Genomic DNA, 18778 nt, shown 5'->3' with positions numbered 1-18778 from the left:
CGAATAGGCGAACCGGAGCGACACGTTCCGGTTCGCCTATGTTTTTTTGCCGAAGGGATGTCAAATGCCCAGCTCCTGCATAGGATGTAAGGATTGCGCGGGGCGGCAGCCTGCACGCGAGAGTTCAGCCACCGGGAGGGAACCGAGTGAAGATCCATATCGCCAAAAGCGGTGACACGCTGTACAACTTGGCTAAGAAATACGGCTTGTCTCTTGACGAGCTGATCGCTGCTAACACGGACATCGCGAATCCGGACGAGATCGAGGTAGGCGCCAAGATACGCATACCCAAGCCAGGTCAAAAGCAGTACGAGATCGCTCAGGATTATACGATCCAGCAGGGCGATACGATGTGGAAGCTGTCGAAAACGTACCAAGTGCCATTGGCGGACCTGATCGCGGCCAATCCGCAGATCGTCAATCCGAGCGCGCTTTTGACGGGCCAAGTCGTTCACATTCCGAAGCTGCCTGCCGAAGGCTCGGGCGCATCGGAAGACATGCAACACCATCACCATCATCATCATGGCAAGCCGGAAGCGGGCGTCATGCCTGCCGCCGGAGAAAAGCCGAGCACGGCGGTCATGCCCGGTTCTATGGAAAAGCCCAGCACGGCAGTGCTGCCCGGCGCGACGGAGAAGCCGAGCACGGCGGTCATGCCGGCCGTAACTGAGAAGCCCAGCACGGCACCTGTGCCGGTCGTGCAGCCGCCGCAAGTCACGGCACCGATCGAAGTCCAAATGCCCGCGCCTCCGCCGCCCGCTCCGCCGGCGCCGCCTATGCACGAGCATTATCCGGTCTACATGACGACGTATCAGCAAACGTCGGACCTGTTCCTGCAAATGCCGCAGCCTGCCGTCGAGGCATCGACGGCCCCGGTCGGGTATGGTCACGCGGGTTACGGGTACGGACATGAAGCGGTGTCCCCAGCCGCAACGGGTCCGGCTACGTTGCCGGCCGCGACGCAGGGATACGGCTACGGTCAAAACCAAAACGCTTCCGTCAGTCCCGCGAGTTCCATGCCCTACACTTTCGGCGACGTCAGCCCTGCGACGGCCAAGCCAAACAGTTACAGCGCAGTCAGTCCGGCAACCGCTATGCCAAGCAGTTACAGCGCAGTCAGTCCGGCAACCGCTATGCCAAACAGTTACAGCGCAGTCAGCCCTGTGACCACCATGACGAATAACTACGGCGCCGTCAGTCCCGCCGCCGTCCAAGGTTATAATGGTTACGGCACCGCCGTATCCCCTGCAAGCGTGCAGCCGTATGCCGGCGTGCCTTGCGGAGGCGGCATCGGACCGCTCGTGGGAGGCATCCCCGCGTATCCGGGCCACATAGGCGGACTTGAAGGGGGAATCCCGGGGCACCTCGGAGGCCTTGAGGGCGGTATTCCCGGCCAGCTTGGCGGCATTGAAGGCGGCATTTCGGGCAATCTGGGCGGCTTGAGCGGAGGTCTTCCCGGTTATCTGGGCGGCATTGAAGGCGGCATCCCGGGACATCTCGGAGGTCTTGAGGGCGGCATCCCCGGCCAGCTAGGCGGCATTGAAGGCGGCATTCCTGGCAATCTGGGGGGGCTGAGCGGCGGTCTCCCCGGCTACCTGGGCGGACTCGAGGGCGGCATTCCGGGTCATCTGGGAGGCCTCGGCGGCCTGCAGACCGGATGGGGCCAGGCGCCATGCCATCCGTGCGCAGGAACGCCAGTCTCCCCTGCTGCAGCGATATCTCCGGTACAGATGTCCGGCTATGGCTACCCGAGCGGCGTCATGCCGGTTCAAACGAGTATATCTCCCGTTTCAACGGGCTACGCCCCGAATGCCGTCTCACCGAGCATGGTATCGCCGGCTGCCGTCGGTCCTGCCGCGAGTCCTTACGGCTATGGCTACGATCCGCGATTCCCGCTGACGGCCGGCTACGGCACGCAGCCGTTCACGCCCGAATATTCTCTGCCGTACCGTGACGGCTTCGGCTTCGTGCAGTATCCGCTGGCCGGCGGCGCCATCGACGCGGCCAACAAGGATCTGGCGTATGCATCGGCGGCGATCGATTCGGAGAACGACTCGGAAAGCGACCGCTTCGTGGACGAAGGCGATTCGGAAATTGAAGCCAAGCCGAAAATCGGCGTCGCCAAGACGGCCCGTTCATCCGCTCAGCGGCAAGGAACGGCGGGATCCGGCGCGGGATCGGCGAAGCGGGTAGCGTCATCCTCGGCCGGCAAAAACCAGGCGCGCGTCGCTTCCGCCCCGAAGAGCCGGAAGAGCCTTCCTTGGATCAAATGGTAAGCCTTGATGCATAACCCGATGAGCCCGGGATCACAATAGGGTTAAAACGGAAAAGAAGGGATCCCGGTGCTCGGAAATCGGTTTCGCCATTGGAAGAAGCGATTAAAGCGCAACAAGCGTCTGGCATGGTCCCTCGGAATATGGGCTGCCGCCGTATTGACGGCGGCAGCGGCGCTGGCCGCAGTCGAGCCCCGTTTCGGGCGTGCGGAGCGTCACGACGGCGCCATGACGGACGCCGAGGCCGTATGGCTAGACAAGCGGTCTTCGCTCCTGTCGTTCGAAGGTCCCGATTCGGAACGGGGTCGGGCGATCGCCGCGCTCGCGGGACTCGAAGGAAAGGTAGAGGTCGTGCTGCAGCGCATGTACGTGTGCGGAGAGGAGATCCGTCGGCTCGGATCGTTCTCCTCGACGGAAGCGATGGACTTGCTCAAGGCCCACCGCGAGTGGACGGCGACGCTCCAGGACGCGGACAGGCTCGTCATGCGGGAATCGGTCGACGACCTTTCGGCGTCCTGCAAGGCATCGGCGCGAATCGGTATGGATAGAGGCGGCAACCTCTCTTTGTTCGACGGTCCCGTGAAAAAAGACAAGGTCATCCGGACTTTTTTTCACATGGACGTCAAGGCGCTGGAGAGCGGTTTGTCGCCCGAAGAGCTGCGAAGACTGCAGGAGGGTTTGCCTGTAGGCGAAGGAACCGACTATCATCAAGTCGTGACCCGTCTCGGCGAATACGCCGATAAGCCGGGATATGCCGGCCATGCGGCCGAATAGCCAGGCTGCCGGCAGGCGGCAGCCACGAAGCGCTCGAGCGTTCGCTCGAGCGCTTTTTTATTGTGTCGGCCGGCTGTTCGGCTTTCTGTTCTCATCCCCGTTTTCAAATGGTATAATCAAGTAGTCTGTCAGTAGATACAGGAAGCGGGGAACCCTCATGCGGGTACTCGGGATCGACCCCGGCATTGCAATTATGGGATTCGGATTCATCGACAAGATCGGACATCGTCTCGTACCGGTGCAATACGGGAGTATCCAGACGACGCCGGACACGGCGCAGGAGGTCAGGCTTCAGCAGATTTACGAATCTTCCTGCAAGCTTCTGGACCAATACCAGCCGGAGACCGTTGCGGTCGAAAAGCTATTTTTCAACAAAAACGTTACGAATGCATTCAGCGTCGGCCAAGCGAGAGGCGTACTGATGCTGGCGGCTGCGCAGCGCGGCATTCCGATCGGCGAGTACACGCCCATGCAGGTCAAGCAGGCGGTCGTCGGATACGGCGGCGCGGAGAAAAAGCAGGTGCAAGAGATGGTGAAGCGCCTCCTCGGACTCGCGAGCGCGCCAAAGCCGGACGACGTGGCGGACGCGCTGGCCGTCGCGATCTGCCATGCGCATGCGAGCGGCATGAGTCAATTGATGAACGGAGCGACGCGGCGGTGATCGATTACTTAAAAGGTTTTGTGGCGCATATCGAGCTCGAGTACGTGGTGCTCGACGTGCGGGACGTCGGATACAGAGTTTTCACGCCCAATCCGTACGGCTTGGCGAGAAGCGAGGAGCAAGTGCAGCTCTACATTCACCATCACGTTCGCGAGGACGCGATCCAGCTGTTCGGCTTCACCACGCGGGAAGAGCAGAGCCTTTTCCGCAAGCTGCTCGAGGTATCGGGCATCGGGCCGCGCGTGGCGCTGGGCGTGTTGGCGGGAGGACGGCCGGAGGCGGTCGTGGCGGCGATCCAGCAAGAGAATCTGACATTTTTGACGAAGCTGCCGGGCATTGGGAAAAAGACGGCGCAGCGGATGGTGCTCGACTTGAAGGATAAGCTGGGTTTTTCATACGATGCGGCGGGCCTCGGCTTGTTTGCGGCGGAGCCTCTCTCGCTGCCGGACGACAGCCACGCGTCGTGGTCGGCGGCCAGAGAGGCGCTCTCGGGCCTTGGCTATCGGGATGCGGAGCTGGACAAGGCCTGGGCGGCGCTCAAGGACAGGATCAAGGCCGAGGACTCGCCGGACGTGCTTATGAAGCTCGCGTTGCAGCAGTTATTTACCGGTTGAAGAGCGGAAAGGGGGACGCGTAGGTGGAAGACCGCATCGTGACCGCTCATTTGATGATGGAGGACCGGCAGGCGGAGCTGAGCCTGCGTCCGCGGTATTTGAACGAGTATATCGGCCAGTCGCAAGTGAAAGACAACATGAAAATCTACATCGAGGCCGCCAAGCTCAGGCAGGAGGCGCTCGATCACGTCTTGCTGTACGGCCCGCCCGGGCTCGGCAAGACGACGCTGTCGAACATTATCGCCAACGAGCTGGGAGTCAGCATTCGGACGACCAGTGGGCCTGCAATCGAGCGGCCCGGCGATTTGGCCGCCATTTTAACGAATCTGCAGGAAAACGATGTCCTGTTCATCGACGAGATCCACAGACTTCATCGCACGGTCGAAGAAGTGCTGTACCCCGCGATGGAGGATTTCGCGCTGGACTTTGTTATCGGCAAGGGACCGAGTGCGCGGTCGGTGAGGCTGGACCTGCCCAAGTTTACGCTGATTGGCGCGACGACGCGCGCAGGATTGCTGTCCGCGCCGCTGCGCGACCGGTTCGGGGTCGTCAGCCGTCTCGAGTTCTACAATGAGGACGAGCTGGCCTTTATCGTGTCGCGTACGAGCGATCTGCTCGGCGTGGACATTATCGGCGAAGCGTCGCGCGAGATCGCACGCAGGGCGCGAGGCACGCCCCGCATCGCGAACCGGCTGCTCAAGCGCGTGCGCGATTACGCGCAGGTGCGCGGAGACGGCATCATCACCGAGCAGCTTGCGCACGAGTCGCTCGAGCGCCTTCAGGTCGATCCGATGGGCCTCGACGCGATCGACCACAAGCTGCTTCATGCGATGATCTCCCGTTACAAAGGAGGACCGGTCGGCGTGGATACGATCGCTGCATCGATCGGGGAAGAGAGCCAGACGATCGAAGACGTGTATGAGCCGTACCTGCTTCAGATCGGCTTCCTGCAGCGCACCCCGCGCGGTCGCGTGGCAACGCCTGCCGCCTATCGTCACTTGGAATTGCCGATGCCCGAGCAGCGGGCATGACGGCGGAGGCAGGTGCGGACAGGCCGCGTGTCCTGACCGTGTATTATGACGGCGAATGCAAGCTTTGCCTGACGGCCGTGGACCGCCTGCGTCGATCGCGTACGAGATCCGAGCTGCGGTTCGTGCCGCTTCAAGCGGTACCGGCAGGCAGCTTGGTAGGCGCTCACGGCGCGCCAGAAGCAAAAGCAGATGCGGGGCATCTGTCGCAGATACTCGTGAAGGACGAATCGGCAGGCAAGGTGACCGGCGGCGCCGATGCGGTCATGCTCCTGCTAAGAGACATGCCGAGCCTGGCTTGGCTTGGGCGGTTAGGCGCGCTGCCGGGACTGAGGCTGTTAAGCGCCGCCGTCTATCGGCTCGTCGCGAAGTACAGGTACCGGTTGTTCGGAAGAAGCGACGCCTGCGAGGACGGCTCATGCAGGACGATCGTCACAGACCAAGATGGATCACACGGAGGATCGAGATGACTAAAATGAATCGCCGGATCGCGCTGGGCGCATCCGCCGCGGTCCTGCTAGCATGGGCTGGAGCGGGCGGAACGGCGGCGAATGCCGCCCTCGTACCCGATACGATACGCGTTGGCCTGTTTCTGGACCTGGGGTCCAAGTATCAATCCACGACACCCGTCGCGACCCTCGTATCCGCGGGCGGACTTAGACTGTCCTGGGTCGGCGGACAAGGAAAGGCGGACTATCCCGCTCCCGGCGGCACCGTTCGGTTCGCGGTCGACGCTTATCGGGCGATGGTGCTCGAGACGGCGGATTTTTCTGCCGCACAGACGGTCCTTAAAAAAATTCAAGCTTCCTCCAAGGCGGGTTTCGTGACCAAGCTGACGAAGAAGGGAAAGACCGTCTATCAAGTGTCCGAAGGCGTCTATAGCACGGCGGCCACAGCGCAGTCGGCCCTGTCGAAATGGGCATCGGCAGCGGGCGGACAGAGCTCGCTCACCCCAGCTTATGTGGCAGGTCCGCTTGCCGTCGAGGCCGGCCCGTACGCCGGCGCCAGCGAAGCGTCTGCAGCAGCTCTGCAGCTCGGCAATGCGGGCTTCGACGCCTTCGTCGCGATCAAGCCCGCAGCAGACGGAGCGGCTTATGTCCTCCGCATCGGACAAGCCGCCAGCCAGGCCGAACTGACGAAGATTCAAGCAGCCGTAACGGCTGCCGGCTTCTCGGCTAAGCTGCCGGAGGCGAGCACCGCCTATGCCGTCATCCGGGACGATGTCACGTATACGGGCTCCGCGACGAATTCCGCCCCGCTGTATGCTTTGCCGGCCGCGGGCGGCACCGCGCTGCAGGCGGACGTTCAGAGCGACGGCAACATCCAGGTTGTCGAGCGCAGCAAAAACAAATATCGCGGCAGTATGCAGATCAGCGTGCTGAACAACAATCTCGCCGTGGTGAACGTTGTCGGACTCGAGCCGTATTTGTATTCCGTCGTCGGCGCCGAAGTCGGCTCCAGCTGGCCGGCAGAAGCCCAGAAGGCGCAGGCGGTCGCCGCCAGGTCGTACGCGCTCGCGGGCGGCGTGACCTATCAGATCGCCGACGTCGTGGACAATACGTACAGCCAGGCTTACAACGGGCTCGGCTCGGAGAATGCGAACTCCACCGCCGGCGTGCAGGCGACGTCCGGCGAAGTTATGACGTACGCCGGCAAGATCATCACCGCCATGTTCGGCGCGAGCGCAGGCGGCGTTACCGCGGATCCGCTCGAATATGCCGGCAACGCGATTCCTTACTATGCCGGAGCGGTCATAAGTCCGGACGACGGCATACAAAAGGGCAAGCTCGACTGGTACCGCGTCGCGCTCGATTCGGGTACGGTCGGCTATATCCGCAGCGATCTTCTGGCCGACAAGGGCCAAAAAAACGAAGCGGGTCTCGCCATGCTCACCGTGACCGGAGACAACGTGCAGGTTCGCCCGAGTCCGCGCGTTCAGACCGACGTCCAGCCGGTCGCTTCCGTCAATGCAGGGACGCTCGTGCTGTCCCTCGGCAAGACGCCGGAATATACGAATAACAGCTGGGTCGAAGGTCCGCTCGCCGCGGACAAGCTGCTCGCGACCATCAACGCGAAGCTGTCCGACAAAAACAAGATTCAAGGCCCGCTTCGCACGCTAGAGGTGTCCGAGACCGGCGCTTCCGGTCGCGCGGTCCGTCTCAAAGCGAACGGCAAGACCGTTGAGCTGTACGGCGACAGCTGGCGCAGCGCGCTCGGCGGCGTCAAGAGCACGCTCTTCAAGATCGACGAGACCGCTCGCGCGACGATCGTCGGCGCGAACGGGGCAAGCCGGGAAGTGCCGGACGGTACGGGTTCCCTTCAGGTGCTCGGCGGAGACGGCACCGTACGTTCGCTGGATTCAGCCGGCGGCAACGCCATCGTTCTGAACGGAGCCGGCCAGGCCCGCGCAGTGACTGCTTCGCCCCAATTCATCGTGACGGGCACCGGCTACGGCCACGGGCTCGGCATGTCCCAATGGGGCGCGCTCGGGCTGGCGGAGCAAGGGTATGACTACAAGAGCATCCTGCAATACTATTATAAGGATATTAAGATCGAGAAGGATGGCGCTTCATGAACGTCGGCGATTACGATTTTGAACTACCCGAACGGCTGATCGCGCAGACTCCCCTGTCCGATCGGACCTCGTCCCGTTTGCTCGTCCTTCGCAAGGACAACGGACGGGTCGAACACCGTTCGTTCAAGGATCTCGCAGAATACCTCGTCCCGGGAGATACGCTTGTCCTGAACGACACGAAGGTCATTCCGGCCAGATTGTTCGGACGCAAAGCGGACACGGGCGCGAAGGCCGAAGTGCTGCTGCTTAAGGCGCTTGGCGACGATCGCTGGGAGGCGCTCGTGCGGCCGGGCAAGAAGCTTCATAAAGGCGCCGTGCTGCATTTCGGAGAAACGGAAGATTCGTTGAAACCGTTGCTGGCCGCCGTCGTAGAAGAAGAAGGCGAAATGGGCGCGAGAACGATCCGTTTTCAGTATGACGGCATTTTTAACGAAATTCTCGATCGGCTCGGCGAGATGCCGCTTCCGCCGTACATCAAGGAGCGGCTGGACGACCGGGACCGATATCAGACGGTCTATGCGCAGAACGAAGGCTCGGCCGCCGCGCCGACAGCCGGTCTCCATTTTACGGAGGCGTTTTTGCAGGAGCTTCAGGGACGCGGGATCTCCGTATGCCGCGTGACGCTGCATGTCGGACTCGGCACGTTCCGCCCGGTATCGGTCGACAATGTGCTCGAGCACAAGATGCACGAGGAATGGTACGGCGTGGATGCGGAAAATGCGGCTTTGCTCAACCGGGCCAGACAGGCGGGCACACGGATCGTCGCGGTAGGAACGACCTCGGCGAGGACGCTGGAGACCCTCGGACAACGTTTCGGGGACTTGCCTGTCGAAGCGTGCAGCGGATGGACGGGCATTTTTATTTATCCCGGCTACCGATTCCGCCTTGTCTCCGCGCTGCTCACGAACTTCCATTTGCCCAAGTCGACGCTGGTGATGCTGGTCAGCGCGCTCGTCGGCCGCGAAGCCGTGTTGGCGGCCTATAAGGAAGCGGTAGACGCCGAGTATCGTTTTTTCAGCTTCGGCGATGCGATGTTCATTACTTAGACGACTACGGCGCATTAGACAAGAAGGGACCGATCGAGAACAATGCCCGCTATTACTTACGAACTGATCAAGACCTGCGCCCAGACGGGCGCAAGGCTCGGACACGTCCACACGCCGCACGGCGTCATCGATACGCCTACCTTCATGCCGGTCGGTACGCAAGCGACCGTCAAAGGCATCAGCCCCGAGGAGCTTAAAGCGTTGAACGCCCAGATCATCCTGAGCAATACGTACCACCTGTTCGTCAGGCCGGGCCACGAGCTCGTCCGCGCGGCGGGCGGCTTGCACAAGATGATGAACTGGGACCGTCCGATTCTGACGGACAGCGGCGGCTTCCAGGTGTTCTCGCTGGCGCAGATGCGCAAGATTACCGAAGAAGGCGTCACCTTCCGTTCGCATCTGAACGGCGACAAGCTGTTCCTGTCGCCGGAGGTGGCGACGTCAGTGCAGAATGCGCTCGGGCCGGACATTATGATGGCATTCGACGAATGTCCGCCGTACCCCGCCGAGTATGCCTACGTCAAGCAGTCGACGGAGCGCACGAGCCGATGGGCCGAACGATGCCTCAAAGCGCATGCAAGGCCGCACGACCAAGGCTTGTTCGCCATCGTGCAGGGCGGCATGCACAAGGACCTTCGCGCGCAGAGCGCCGCGGATTTGACTTCCCTGGATTTTCCGGGCTATGCTATTGGAGGCCTCAGCGTAGGCGAATCCAAGGAAATCATGTACGAGGTGCTCGACCACACGGTACCGCTGCTTCCTTCGAACAAGCCGCGCTATCTGATGGGTGTCGGTTCGCCGGATGCGCTCGTCGAGGGCAGCATTCGCGGCGTGGACATGTTCGACTGCGTGCTCCCGACCCGGATCGCCCGCAACGGCACGCTCATGACGAGCGAGGGCCGCGTCGTCGTCAAGAACGCCAAGTACGCGGAAGACTTCGGTCCGCTCGATCCCAAGTGCGACTGCTACGCTTGCCGGAACTACTCGCGGGCTTACGTCAGGCACTTGATCCGCGCGGACGAGATGTTCGGACTTCGGCTGACGACGATTCACAACCTGCATTTCTTGGTTAATCTCATGAGCCAGGTCCGCCAGGCGATCCGCGAAGACCGTCTGGGCGATTTCCGCGACGAGTTCTTCGAAGCGTACGGCATGGCGACCAATGAGAGCGGCTTTTAAGTTTTTTTAAAGACGAGAGGGGAGGTAATACTATGTGGTTAGCAACTGAAGGTTCCGGAAACGGCAATCTGCTGATGTCGCTGGCGCCGTTTCTGCTTATGTTCGTCGTTTTCTACTTCCTGCTTATCCGTCCGCAGCAGAAGAAATCGAAGAACCGCAACTCGATGCTCCGGGCGCTTGCCAAGGGCGACAAGGTAACGACGATCGGCGGACTGCACGGCACGATCGCCGAGATTACGGACGATACGATCGTACTGAAGGTCAACGACGCAACCAAGCTTACGTTCGATCGTTCCGCGATCAACAACGTCGCGGCGCGCGCGACGGATTCGAAAAGCGAAAAGTAAAAACGCAACGCAAAGACAAGCTCCCGGAACGTAAGATCCGGGAGCTTGTCTATTTGGCCTGGCCTCGCAGATCTGATTTTATCGTCTATAATCTGCAGCATAGGACCTGCCGATGAGTCGTCAATCGGAAACAGGGCTTGCTTTCCTTCCTGATTCGGACGGAGGCGATTCGTGGATAGGCAGGCACGCTTTCGGTGTATCGGCGCTTTTTCGAAAGTTTGTCGGGACGGGCCTAAAACCTGCATTTATACATGCATTTTCTGCCTATCCATGACGCTTGAAGAAATACCTGCAAATGTGCAGGTAAATATAAAGCACACGCCGGAAATCGGAGCGATGAAGGAAAATAAATGCATATTTGCATCTTTTCTGTTGGAATGAGCATGCATCGGCGTAAAAAGATGTATATTTGCAGGCATTTGCAAAAAACGGTGCAGACGACGATCGGCAGAGCCACCGGAACGGCTGCGGACTGAGCCACCGGAGCGGCTGTCGGCTGACCTAACAGAACAGCTGCGGGCTGCGCCATCGGAACAGCTGTCGGCTGAGCCACCGACTGTCGTTTCACACCGAAATGAGTTTCGGATATCCGCCAAACGTAAAATAACCGTCAGGGCGATCTTCCCTGACGGTCTCTTCTTATGCGTTCAAGAATCCGTCAGCCGCGAAGGTGCCAGCTTTTGGAGCTCGTCCTTATGCAGCCGGGGCTGACGCTTGCGACGGATCGTCGAGCGATCCGCCCAAGCACCCGCTTTAAGGCCGATGGCCACTGCGACCGACGCAAGGACGACGCCCGCGAACATATCGGTCGCCCAGTGGATGCCGAGATAAAAAATGGAGAAAACGATGATGGCGGCGTTTGCGACGCCGAAGATCGCCCAGCGCTTGCTGCCGGAGCGAAGTGCCAGGAGCGCCATCGTCACGGAGATGGACGTATGCAGGCTCGGGAAACAATTGTCCAGGCCGGACAGGTGTCGGTACTGCGTCTCGAAGCTCGGAAAAGCATCGAGCATTAAAAAACGAATATTTGTCGACGCGGACCATGCCTCATGGACGGGCACAAACAAATAGAACGGGACTGCCACCAGATAATTAAGCAGTAGGGCGACACATAAGGCAATGTACAGTTTGTCCTTGCCCGTGCTGGCGTAGAAGATCAGCGAAGCGATCATAAATCCCTGGAAAACGACCAGGTAAAAAAAAGCGCAAAAGAGCGTGAGCGAAGGAGACTCGAGTGCTTGCTGCAAAGCGCCTTGCCAGCTGCCCTCCCAGCCTACGAGCAAGCGGGTGAGATCGCGGGGGATAGGCAAGGCATCCTCAAGGTTCAGTTCGAACTTGTTGAGTGCCATGATCAGCAGCAACGACAAAAACAAAAATAGGTGCTTGGGAGAGCGATACAGCTTAAGAACGAAGGCGGCCGCAGCGGCGAAGGGCTGCCTCGCCGATCCATAATATACGAGGAGCGCTACCGTGACGGCCGTAAGCGCGGATATCATTTTCATACTGCCAAATACGATCAATTCGTTCGCTCCTTACTGCTAGAAATCATTGTATCAGTATAACACAATTGCCATATTTCTAACGAATAGTAACGGCATTATTTTTTATCACAAGCGCCTCGCGGTTCCTCCGGCACCTGCGTTGACGCCCAGCATGCCTCCGAAGGCGCCGGCCAGCGCCGCGATAAGTCCCAGTTGTCCCATGCGGGAATCGAAGCCGATATCCTGGGAAAGGAAACCGATGAGCACGACCGCAATCGCGTATAGCAAACCTGTGACGGCGCCGATGTACCAACCGCGCTTGCCGGACCTTTTGGCTGCCGTAAACCCGCCTGCAAGGCTGGCCGCACCGTGAACGCCGAATACCCAGGACAGGAGCTTCGTTTCCGGCATCGAGGAGCTGTAAAGCAGGACCGATAATGCAAGCGTGCCCAGACCCAACCAAATAAACGCCCAGACAAAGCCCGCGACCAGGGGGGATGCGATGCGAATGCCGGATACGCGAACGGGGTTCATATCGATGCACTCCTTTGAATTCAAACGATTTGTACCATTGTATGGGCTTGTACCGGCGTCTAGTACTCGGGAATACCGATAATTTCCGCGGGAGGGACCGTATCGCGCGCAGGAAGCCCGGTGAGACTACTGTTTCAGACCCGAATCCGATATCCGGCAAGGGAGGAACAGTACGTGGAATTGACTGCGATAACGATTCGGACGCTGCTCATGTATTTATTCGTATTCCTTATCCTGCGGTTGATGGGAAAACGCGAGATCGGCAAGCTGTCGGTATTCGATCTCGTCATCTCGATCATGATCGCCGAGATCGCCGTCATCGCGATCGAAGCGCCGAGCCGCCCCATCCTGTATGCAGCCGCGCCAATGGTCGTACTCGTCATCGTGCAACTGATCGTTTCCAATCTCACGCTAAAAAACCGCAGGCTCCGTCTTTGGTTCGAAGGCAGGCCGAGCGTCATCATAAGTCAGGGCAATTTGAACTGGAAAGAAATGAAAAAACAGCGCTACAGTCTCGACGATCTGATGATGCAGCTTAGGGAAAATAGAATCGACCATGTCGCGGATGTCGAGCTTGCCGTGCTCGAATCGTCCGGCAAGCTGTCCGTCATTATGGCCGACAAGCCAAAGCCGGAGGGGACGCCCCCTGTAGAGGAACCGAAGCCTAAAGTTCGATACGGATTGCTCCCGCTTCCGCTTATCATGGACGGACTTGTGCAAGACGACAGCCTGGAGCGAATCGGCAAAAATCGGTTTTGGCTCAGGCAGGAACTGCGTCGGGAAGGCGTCAAGGAATTTAAACAGGTCGCGTTCTGCAGCCTGGATCACAAAGGGCGGCTCTATATCAATCGAAGAACGTAAGCGGAGCGGTTATTTGAAGAAACGTCCGAGTATGGGGATTCTGGCGGCGTCATGCCTGTCGATAAGTCTCATCGCCATAAGCAAGAGCAAGTACACGACGAGCGAGACGATTCCTGCAGCCAGCAGATCCAGCCAGACGCCCGGAAGCTTGCCCATATTCCATATCCAGAGCGCGATCGCGCCCATTATGGTCATGGCCGCTCCAATCTTGAGAAAATCGCCGGGAAGCAAACGGACGCCCGTCAACCGCACGACGCTGATCCAATGCAGCAGCGTGACAAGGGCCATATTGGCGCCGATGGCGATGACGGCGCCGCGAATGCCAAGCTCCGGCTTGGACGCCAGCTGGACGATCAGGACCAGCTTCACCAGCGCACCCGCGAACGTATTGAACAGCGCCGTGCCCGGACGGTCAAGCGCCTGAAGCGCAGCCTGCAGCGGCGCTTGCATATACAAAAACACGGCAGCGGGAGCGAGCAGACTCAACAGGGCGCCGGGTTCGGGGTCTCCGTAGATGAGCCCGCAGATCGGGCGGCCGAACAGCGCCATGAGAATGATAAAAGGAGCGCCCGTCACGACAGCCAGACGCATCGATTGATGCAGTCGCTTCTGGATGGCTGGCGTATCGCCTCTGGCAGCAGCCTCCGACAGCGAGGGTACAAGAGATGTCGCCAGCGAAAAAGTGAGCGAGCCGGGCAGCAGAAGCAGCGGAATGACCATGCCCTGAAGAATGCCGTACTGCGCCGTGGCCGCGGCGGTGGCAAGTCCGGCGGCGATGAGCGCGCGGGCAGTTAGAATCGATTCGAACAAGTAGGACAAGGAGCCGATCATCCGGCTGCCCGTGACGGGCACCGCGATCTGCAGCAAGGCTCGCGTCCGGTTTTCCTTTGCTGCGGATGTAGCCGGTTGTTCTTCGGGCTTCACGGGTGCAGCGGAATCTGAAGTCGCGCCTTTGTGTGCTCCGCGTCCGCGGACTTCTCCCCGCAAATGCAGCCACAATGCGGCGAGGCCCGCCAGCTCGCCTGCGCCCGTTCCGATCATCGCACCTGCCGCGGCCGCCTCAAGTCCCCAAGGCAAAAACATAAACGCGAGCGTTAACGAGAGTACGATCCGGATCACCGTCTCGACCGTCTGCGAGACCGCGGTCGGCAGCATGTCTTGCTTGCCCTGAAAGTAGCCCCGCCAGATAGACGACACGGCTACGAGCGGGATGACCGGGATAATGGCCAAAAACGCGGTATGAACCCTCGGGTCGGTCATCAGGCTGGACGAGATCCAATTGGAGAGCGCAAAGCACAAGCCGCATACGATCAAGCTGGCAGTCATTGCGATGGACAGCGCCGTCCGGCGGATCCGGACGGCTTCCTCCGCGTCCCCGCGCGAATCGGCGGCAGCTACGAGCTTCGCCACCGCCAGCGGCAACCCGCCGGTAATAATCGTCAGCACGACGATAAAAAACGGAAAAACCAGCTGGACGAGCCCCACGCCTTCGGCGCCGATCAGCCGGGGCAGCGCGATCCGCGGCACGAAGCCGAGCAATCGGTTGAGCAGACCGGCGGCGAGCAGGATCATGGCTCCTTGAATAAAAGTTTGTTTGCGCGGCGACAAGGTTCATCCCATCCTTCGCTCTTCGGTTCGACTCCTTCTCAAGCATATGCGGGGGCTGTCCGCAATCATGCCAAGCCGTGCAGGACAGGTGCAGGAATTCGGGAAGCCGCGTCGAAGGGTATAGAGCGAAGGGTTTGATACGGGGAGTCCGATTGAAGGCAGAACGGCACGCAGACGGCAAGACAGCAGGCGCGAAGCGGGAAGGGGGAACTGCCGGTGATGGACGAGTTGCGTTTGGACGGCATGGACGAGGCGGAGTTGAACCGTACGATCAGGGAGCTTTGCGAGAGCAAGGCCGAAGAATTCCGGATGATCGGCTATGACCAGGCGACGGGGCCCGAGATTTGGGAATGCGTGAGCGACAAATTTCATAAAAAGGGAACGCCGGCGCTGCATGCGATCGTCAACGACATCCTGTCGCTGAAGGTGACGAACTTCATGAACTATATTACGCTGAGCATCTATCGGGGAGAAAAAAGACGATAGATTCGATAGGCGATTCGGACGCATGCCAGCTATTGGATGCAGTCCGGCGGCTCCCTTTCGGGGAGCCTTTTTTCATGCATATCATGATGTTTCGACAAATTGACTTCGCTTTGAGCGCGTAGGTATAATAGGAACATTGAGAATCGAAAGGGGTCGGCAATACCATATGAACCGGATGCTCGCTTTCGTGCTCGTGGTTCTCGTTTCGTTCGGCGTTATCGCGGCTACCAGCCCGTATTTGCTGGACAAGACGAAGCTCGGGCTCGATTTGCAAGGCGGCTTTGAAATTTTGTACGAGGCATCCCCACTCTCGGGGACAGGCGAAGTCACCAAGGATTCGCTTAACAAGACGGCCGAGAGCATTAAGAAGCGGATCGACGCCCGCGGCGTCGGCGAGTCCGAAGTGACGCCGGAAGGCAAGAACCGGATTCGCGTCAAGATCGCGGGCGTCGCCGATGAGACGGAAGTCCGCAAAATGCTGCAAAAGCCTGCCGTCCTCACGTTCCGCAGCGCCGACGGCTGTGCCGCAGACGCCGGATACTGCAAGATCGAGCTCCAAGGCAACGAGTTCAAGGAAGGCGCCGCGAAGGTCGAGTACAACCAGCTCAGGGAACCGCTCGTCGCCATCGAGGTCAAGGACAAGAAGAAATTCGAGGAGATTTCCTCGCGGCTGACCGGCAAAAACCTGGCGATCTACCTGGATGACGACATGCTGTCCGATCCGGTCGTCCAAGGCACTTTCACCGACGGCAACGCCACCATTTCCGGGCAACCAACCGCCGCGGACGCCAAGGCGCTGGCCGATACGATCAATCTCGGCGCGCTTCCGCTCAAGCTGGCGGAGAAGTATACGCAAAGCGTAGGCGCCACGCTCGGCAAAAAGTCGCTCGAAGAGACGCTGCTGGCCGGCATCATCGCGTCGATCGCCATTTTCGTATTTATGGTCGTGTTTTATCGACTGCCGGGCGTCATCGCGGGCTTCTGCCTGCTCGTATTCGTCTGGTTGCTTATCGCCGTCTTTTGGCTGATGGGCGCGACGCTGACGCTGCCGGGCATCGCGGCGTTCGTACTCGGAATCGGTATCGCGGTCGACTCGAACATCATTACGGCTGAGCGGATCAAGGACGAGATCCGCACAGGCAAGAGCATCGCGTCTTCGCTGCGGTCCGGCAACAAGAACAGCTTCCGCACGATCATCGACGCGCATATCACCAACATTATCGCCGGCGCCGTGCTTTACTTTATCGGCCAAGGCTCCGTCAAAGGCTTCGCGGTCGTGCTGCTCGCGTCGATCATCTGCAACATCGCGACCAACATCTTCCTGCCACGCTACTTGATGCACCTGCTCGTGAAGAGCGGCAAGTTCAACAAAGTCGGCTACTATGGCGTAAAGGAGAGTGAAATCCGTGCGCTATAAGTTTCACGACATCGACTGGATCAAGTGGAGCAAGCCCTTTTTCATCGCTTCGCTCGTCATCGTGCTGATCGGCATTTTGTCGCTCTCCATCCGGGGACTCAACTACGGCATCGACTTCCAATCGGGCACGTCTGTGGATATCGCCATCACCAAGCAGGTCAACGGAGACGACGTCAAGGCATTCCTCGAAAAGGAAGAACTCGGCGAGTATCACTTGACGACCGCGGCCGAACGTCTCTCGATCCGGTTCAAGGCAGCCCTGACGGAAGACCAGCAAACCAAGCTTGAGTCGGACTTCAAGTCGCAGTTCGACGACAAGGCGTCCTTCGAGAAAAATATCGTCGACGTCGAGATCGCCAAGGAGCAGCAAACGAACGCTTTGCGAGGCATTCTGATCGCTTCGCTCGGCATTATCATCTATATCGCGATTCGTTTCGAATGGCGGTATGCGATCTCGTCGGTCATCGCGCTTTTGTACGACGCGTTTATCGTCATCACGCTGTTCTCGATTTTCCATCTGGAGGTCAACCTGCCGTTCATCGTAGCCGTACTCACCATCATCGGTTACTCGATCAACGACACCGTCGTCATCTTCGACCGGATCCGGGAAAACATGCGCTTCGCCAAGGTAAAGTCCGAAGCCGATCTCGCCAAGGTCGTCAACGACAGTATCTCGCAGACGCTGACCCGCTCCATCAACACGGTCGTCACCGTCGCCTTCGCCGCCGTCTGTCTTTTCGTTTTCGGCAGCGAATCGATTAAAATGTTCTCGCTCGCCATGATCTTCGGTTTGATCAGCGGCGCCTATTCCTCCATCTTCATCGCCAGCCCGCTCTGGTTCTGGATGAAGCGCAAAGCGAAGCCTGCCAAGCCCGTCAAGGCGCAGCCGGCGCCCTGACGCAACAAGGGAATAGAGGTGTATCGATAAGATGACTCAAAAAAGGACCGGCAAAACGCTGCATGGCATCAAGGTTTCCCTGCTCGGGTTGCTCGTACTGTCGGTCTTCAAGGGTCTTGCAGGTTGGTTCACGGGCAGCAAGGCGCTGATGGCGGACGCTTGCCATTCGGCCGCCGACTTCGCGGCCGCCGTCAACTCTTATCTGCGTCATCGCAGGGCTATCGCGCCCCGAGGAGCCGCCGAGCGGCAGCGCGAAGCCGTGGCGGCCGTCGTCTTCGCGGCGCTGCTGCTGCTCGCCGGCCTCGAGATGGCGATCTCCTCGCTGCGCGCGATCGCATGGGGCCTGGACCGTGCGCCCGGCTGGGGCGCCGTCATCGTCATCGCGGGCAGCATGGTCGCCCGTGAAGCATTGATCCTGTACAGACGCAGCTACGAGCACAGAATGGGATTGCGCCCCGAAGCTTCCCGCACGGATCGTTCGGACGTGTTCGCTTCGCTGACCGCACTGGTCGGTACGGCCGGCGCCATGACCGGTCACCTGCTGGACCTTCCTGTACTGTACGTGCTCGATCCGGCAGCAGGACTCGTAATCGGCGTGTTCGTTCTCCGGATGGGCTATCGGCAAGCGGCTTCCGCGATCGGCGCGGTCGAGCGCAGACCGATGGACGAAGTCGACGCACAGACGTTGCTGGAAGTGGTGCAGCGAGTCGATGGCGTCGTTGCAGTCGATGAGATCAGAGCCAAGGAACACGGCCATTATGTAATCATAGACGTCCTTATACGCGTGAATCCGCGCATATCGGTATTGGACGGACACGATGTTGCGCAGCGCGTGCGGCGGCAGTTGACCAAGCGGTTTCTGCACGTATCGGATGCAAGCGTGCGCGTCGAGCCGTACGATCCGGGTTATCCTTACAAATCGAATCACCAAGAAGAAGAAATGCCTACTTTAATTCAATAAATCGCTGTGGACTCCGCCGCCCAAGGCGGAGTCCA

General features: G+C 59.6%; 18 protein-coding genes. 15 read left to right on the top strand and 3 right to left on the bottom strand.

Features of this window, described 5'->3' with window-relative positions:
- Nucleotides 1-146 precede the first annotated feature (146 nt).
- From ACFSR7_RS10910 to yajC, 10 genes are all read left to right on the top strand, one after another.
- The gene (locus tag ACFSR7_RS10910) at nucleotides 147-2276 is read left to right on the top strand and encodes a LysM peptidoglycan-binding domain-containing protein (protein ID WP_378161382.1); all 2130 of its coding nucleotides are present in this window, start codon (nucleotides 147-149) and stop codon (nucleotides 2274-2276) included.
- Nucleotides 2277-2342: 66 nt separating this feature from the next.
- On the top strand, nucleotides 2343-3047 hold the full coding sequence (locus ACFSR7_RS10905) for a BofC C-terminal domain-containing protein (RefSeq protein ID WP_378161380.1): 705 nt from the start codon (nucleotides 2343-2345) through the stop codon (nucleotides 3045-3047).
- Between the two features lie 157 nt (nucleotides 3048-3204).
- Nucleotides 3205-3708 carry a crossover junction endodeoxyribonuclease RuvC gene (gene ruvC, locus ACFSR7_RS10900; protein WP_378161378.1) on the top strand — a complete coding sequence of 168 codons (504 nt, stop codon included), beginning with the start codon at nucleotides 3205-3207 and terminating at the stop codon, nucleotides 3706-3708.
- Complete coding sequence (gene ruvA / locus ACFSR7_RS10895; protein ID WP_378161376.1) at nucleotides 3705-4322, top strand: Holliday junction branch migration protein RuvA; 618 nt, start codon at nucleotides 3705-3707, stop codon at nucleotides 4320-4322. Before ruvC ends, ruvA begins: the two co-directional genes overlap by 4 nt.
- 23 nt (nucleotides 4323-4345) lie before the next feature.
- Nucleotides 4346-5353, top strand: coding sequence for a Holliday junction branch migration DNA helicase RuvB (gene ruvB / locus ACFSR7_RS10890; protein WP_378161374.1), 1008 nt, complete (start codon nucleotides 4346-4348; stop codon nucleotides 5351-5353).
- Nucleotides 5350-5820: a thiol-disulfide oxidoreductase DCC family protein gene (locus ACFSR7_RS10885; RefSeq protein ID WP_378161372.1), complete on the top strand. Its 471-nt coding sequence runs from the start codon at nucleotides 5350-5352 to the stop codon at nucleotides 5818-5820. Before ruvB ends, ACFSR7_RS10885 begins: the two co-directional genes overlap by 4 nt.
- The gene (locus ACFSR7_RS10880) at nucleotides 5817-7925 is read left to right on the top strand and encodes a SpoIID/LytB domain-containing protein (RefSeq protein WP_378161371.1); all 2109 of its coding nucleotides are present in this window, start codon (nucleotides 5817-5819) and stop codon (nucleotides 7923-7925) included. Before ACFSR7_RS10885 ends, ACFSR7_RS10880 begins: the two co-directional genes overlap by 4 nt.
- Nucleotides 7922-8971 (top strand): tRNA preQ1(34) S-adenosylmethionine ribosyltransferase-isomerase QueA, encoded by a 1050-nt coding sequence (gene queA / locus ACFSR7_RS10875; protein WP_378161369.1) that lies wholly within the window; start codon nucleotides 7922-7924, stop codon nucleotides 8969-8971. Before ACFSR7_RS10880 ends, queA begins: the two co-directional genes overlap by 4 nt.
- Nucleotides 8972-9013: 42 nt before the next feature.
- Complete coding sequence (gene tgt, locus ACFSR7_RS10870; protein WP_378161367.1) at nucleotides 9014-10150, top strand: tRNA guanosine(34) transglycosylase Tgt; 1137 nt, start codon at nucleotides 9014-9016, stop codon at nucleotides 10148-10150.
- Between the two features lie 32 nt (nucleotides 10151-10182).
- Nucleotides 10183-10497 (top strand): preprotein translocase subunit YajC, encoded by a 315-nt coding sequence (gene yajC, locus ACFSR7_RS10865; RefSeq protein WP_378115763.1) that lies wholly within the window; start codon nucleotides 10183-10185, stop codon nucleotides 10495-10497.
- 647 nt (nucleotides 10498-11144) lie between these two features.
- Here the strand turns inward: yajC and ACFSR7_RS10860 are convergent.
- Nucleotides 11145-12017, bottom strand: a complete 873-nt coding sequence (locus tag ACFSR7_RS10860) for a phosphatase PAP2 family protein (protein WP_378161365.1) — start codon at nucleotides 12015-12017, stop codon at nucleotides 11145-11147.
- Nucleotides 12018-12104: 87 nt separating this feature from the next.
- Nucleotides 12105-12512, bottom strand: a complete 408-nt coding sequence (locus ACFSR7_RS10855; RefSeq protein ID WP_378161363.1) for a TIGR04086 family membrane protein — start codon at nucleotides 12510-12512, stop codon at nucleotides 12105-12107.
- A 174-nt stretch (nucleotides 12513-12686) separates the two neighbouring features.
- Here ACFSR7_RS10855 and ACFSR7_RS10850 point away from each other — a divergent pair, with 174 nt between their 5' ends.
- The gene (locus ACFSR7_RS10850; protein WP_378161362.1) at nucleotides 12687-13373 is read left to right on the top strand and encodes a DUF421 domain-containing protein; all 687 of its coding nucleotides are present in this window, start codon (nucleotides 12687-12689) and stop codon (nucleotides 13371-13373) included.
- 9 nt (nucleotides 13374-13382) lie between these two features.
- On the opposite strand, the gene spoVB is transcribed toward ACFSR7_RS10850, so the two are convergent.
- A complete protein-coding gene (spoVB, locus tag ACFSR7_RS10845; RefSeq protein WP_378161360.1) occupies nucleotides 13383-14981 on the bottom strand; it encodes a stage V sporulation protein B in 1599 nt (532 codons plus the stop codon).
- A gap of 219 nt (nucleotides 14982-15200) precedes the next feature.
- On the opposite strand from spoVB, the gene ACFSR7_RS10840 reads away from it, so the two are divergent.
- The 4 genes from ACFSR7_RS10840 (at nucleotide 15201) to ACFSR7_RS10825 (ending at nucleotide 18743) form a co-directional block, all read left to right on the top strand.
- The gene (locus tag ACFSR7_RS10840) at nucleotides 15201-15467 is read left to right on the top strand and encodes a post-transcriptional regulator (protein WP_378161900.1); all 267 of its coding nucleotides are present in this window, start codon (nucleotides 15201-15203) and stop codon (nucleotides 15465-15467) included.
- A gap of 166 nt (nucleotides 15468-15633) precedes the next feature.
- The gene (secD, locus tag ACFSR7_RS10835) at nucleotides 15634-16884 is read left to right on the top strand and encodes a protein translocase subunit SecD (RefSeq protein ID WP_378161359.1); all 1251 of its coding nucleotides are present in this window, start codon (nucleotides 15634-15636) and stop codon (nucleotides 16882-16884) included.
- Nucleotides 16874-17782, top strand: coding sequence for a protein translocase subunit SecF (gene secF, locus ACFSR7_RS10830; protein ID WP_378161357.1), 909 nt, complete (start codon nucleotides 16874-16876; stop codon nucleotides 17780-17782). Before secD ends, secF begins: the two co-directional genes overlap by 11 nt.
- 31 nt (nucleotides 17783-17813) lie before the next feature.
- Nucleotides 17814-18743, top strand: coding sequence for a cation diffusion facilitator family transporter (locus tag ACFSR7_RS10825; RefSeq protein WP_378161355.1), 930 nt, complete (start codon nucleotides 17814-17816; stop codon nucleotides 18741-18743).
- The last annotated feature ends 35 nt before the right edge of the window (nucleotides 18744-18778 follow it).

The sequence above is a fragment of the Cohnella sp. GCM10020058 genome (assembly GCF_042683485.1).
Lineage (GTDB): Bacteria > Bacillota > Bacilli > Paenibacillales > Paenibacillaceae > Cohnella.
Note: the sequence above shows the minus strand (reverse complement) of the source record. Positions and strands in the feature narration are given on the sequence as shown.

Excerpts from the sequence above, each read along its gene's own strand:
- secD (WP_378161359.1), top strand. The coding sequence starts at position 15,634 with ATGAACCGGATGCTCGCTTTCGTGCTCGTGGTTCTCGTTTCGTTCGGC.
- queA (WP_378161369.1), top strand. The coding sequence starts at position 7,922 with ATGAACGTCGGCGATTACGATTTTGAACTACCCGAACGGCTGATCGCG.
- ACFSR7_RS10840 (WP_378161900.1), top strand. The coding sequence starts at position 15,201 with ATGGACGAGTTGCGTTTGGACGGCATGGACGAGGCGGAGTTGAACCGT.
- ACFSR7_RS10885 (WP_378161372.1), top strand. The coding sequence starts at position 5,350 with ATGACGGCGGAGGCAGGTGCGGACAGGCCGCGTGTCCTGACCGTGTAT.
- ruvC (WP_378161378.1), top strand. The coding sequence starts at position 3,205 with ATGCGGGTACTCGGGATCGACCCCGGCATTGCAATTATGGGATTCGGA.
- ACFSR7_RS10880 (WP_378161371.1), top strand. The coding sequence starts at position 5,817 with ATGACTAAAATGAATCGCCGGATCGCGCTGGGCGCATCCGCCGCGGTC.
- yajC (WP_378115763.1), top strand. The coding sequence starts at position 10,183 with ATGTGGTTAGCAACTGAAGGTTCCGGAAACGGCAATCTGCTGATGTCG.
- tgt (WP_378161367.1), top strand. The coding sequence starts at position 9,014 with ATGCCCGCTATTACTTACGAACTGATCAAGACCTGCGCCCAGACGGGC.
- ACFSR7_RS10855 (WP_378161363.1), bottom strand. The coding sequence starts at position 12,512 with ATGAACCCCGTTCGCGTATCCGGCATTCGCATCGCATCCCCCCTGGTC.
- ACFSR7_RS10825 (WP_378161355.1), top strand. The coding sequence starts at position 17,814 with ATGACTCAAAAAAGGACCGGCAAAACGCTGCATGGCATCAAGGTTTCC.